Source organism: Baaleninema sp., from assembly GCF_049974805.1.
Taxonomy (GTDB): domain Bacteria; phylum Cyanobacteriota; class Cyanobacteriia; order Cyanobacteriales; family Geitlerinemataceae; genus Baaleninema.
Window position 1 is genome coordinate 1 of sequence record NZ_JBNGCO010000024.1, and the last position, 1,752, is coordinate 1,752.

The 1,752-nt window shown below is 52.9% G+C and carries 1 protein-coding gene; it reads right to left on the reverse strand.

What is annotated here, in order from left to right; all coding sequences use genetic code 11:
* Positions 1–257: 257 nt before the first annotated feature.
* Positions 258–1,478 (reverse strand): (E)-4-hydroxy-3-methylbut-2-enyl-diphosphate synthase, encoded by a 1,221-nt coding sequence (gene ispG, locus ACP5D4_RS06915; RefSeq protein WP_428010895.1) that lies wholly within the window; start codon positions 1,476–1,478, stop codon positions 258–260.
* Positions 1,479–1,752: the final 274 nt, after the last annotated feature.

Genomic DNA, 1,752 nt, shown 5'->3' on the forward strand with positions numbered 1-1,752 from the left:
GGATAGAAGCGATATCGGAATGCTCGAAGTGTCATTTGGGTAGTTTAAACTAAACCCTCTCTGCCCATTTTACGGTCAAGCCGCCCTAGAAGGGCGGGGTTTTCAACCCAAAATTTTTGATAATGCGCTCGATCTTCGGTTCAAGGTCGGGTCAACGGTAGAGCGTCTCGCGAACATAGCATCGATACAAGATTGAGGCTCTAACACAGCCCGATTTCTACCGTTGACCTGAGTGAAGACGACTGTATACAGTCGATTTACGGATCGACCCAGCGACCGTCGGCTTTAATGAGATTAATCAACTCTTCCACGCCGCGATCTTCGGGAACCTTTTTAATTTCTTCTCGACCGCGATAGAGAGAAATGAAGCCCGGTTGTTTACCGACGTATCCGTAATCGGCATCGGCCATTTCGCCGGGGCCGTTCACGATACATCCCATGACGGCGATATCCAATCCCGTCAAATGATTCGTGGCTTCGCGAACTTTGTGGAGAACCTCTTCTAAATTAAAGAGCGTCCGACCGCAAGAGGGACAGGCCACGTATTCCACCATGGTTTTCCGCAATCCCAAGGCTTGCAGAATGCTGTAACATACCGGAATTTCTTTTTCCGGGGCTTCCGTAAGAGACACGCGAATGGTGTCGCCGATACCTTCAGCCAGGAGGGTACCGATACCCGCAGTCGATTTGATGCGTCCGTATTCCCCGTCTCCGGCTTCCGTCACGCCAAGGTGAAGGGGATAATCCATCCCTAACTCGTCCATGCGTCGAACCATGAGGCGGTAGGCGGCCAGCATGACGGGGACGCGAGAGGCTTTGAGGGAAATGACGAGGTTGTAGTAGTCGAGGGACTCGCAAATGCGGATGAATTCTAAGGCCGATTCCACCATCCCCTCGGGGGTGTCGCCGTAGGTAAAGAGCATCCGTTCGGCGAGAGAGCCGTGGTTGACGCCGATACGCATGGCTTTTCCTTGGTCGCGGAGGGAAACCACCAAGGGTTCGAGGGTTTCGCGGATTTTTTTGCCGATTTCCTCGAATTCTGCTTTTGTGTATTCCGTGCGATCGGATTTGGGTTTCTCGAAGACGTACAAGCCGGGATTGATGCGAACTTTATCTACGTGCTTGGCTACTTCGAGGGCGATTTTGTGGCCGTTGTGGTGAACGTCGGCCACGAGGGGAACGTCTTGGTAGGTGTCCCGCAGTTTTTGTTTGATGTCGGCTAAGGCTTTGGCGTGGGCCATGCTGGGAACCGTGACGCGCACGATTTCACAGCCGATTTCGTGAAGGCGACGAATGGCGGCGACGGAGCCTTCGAGGTCCATGGTGTCTTCGTTAATCATCGATTGCACCACGACGGGATGTCCGCCGCCGATGGTGACGTTACCCACCCGAACGGGGCGGGTTTTGCGGCGATGGATGGTGGTGTCGAAGGCGGCGGGGGTTTCGGGGCTTTGGGTAGGCGTTGGCAGTGTTTGCATAGATCCTGTGAAGTTCGTCGATCGCAACGAGACGTTATTTTTCAGGTTGCCATATCTGGGGACATTTTGGGACGGAAACGCTGGAAACCCGGCATCTCGAAAGATACCGGGTTTCTGGGGCGCGATCGCTTCGGTAGATTCGCGAACCTCTTCTAGTTGTCGAATTCTTCTTCGTCTAAGTCTTCGTCGAATGCTTCTTCCAAGTCTTGGAGAAATTCCTCTTCGTCTAAGTCTTCGTCGAATTCTTCCAGAAATTCTTCTTCTACAAAGTTTT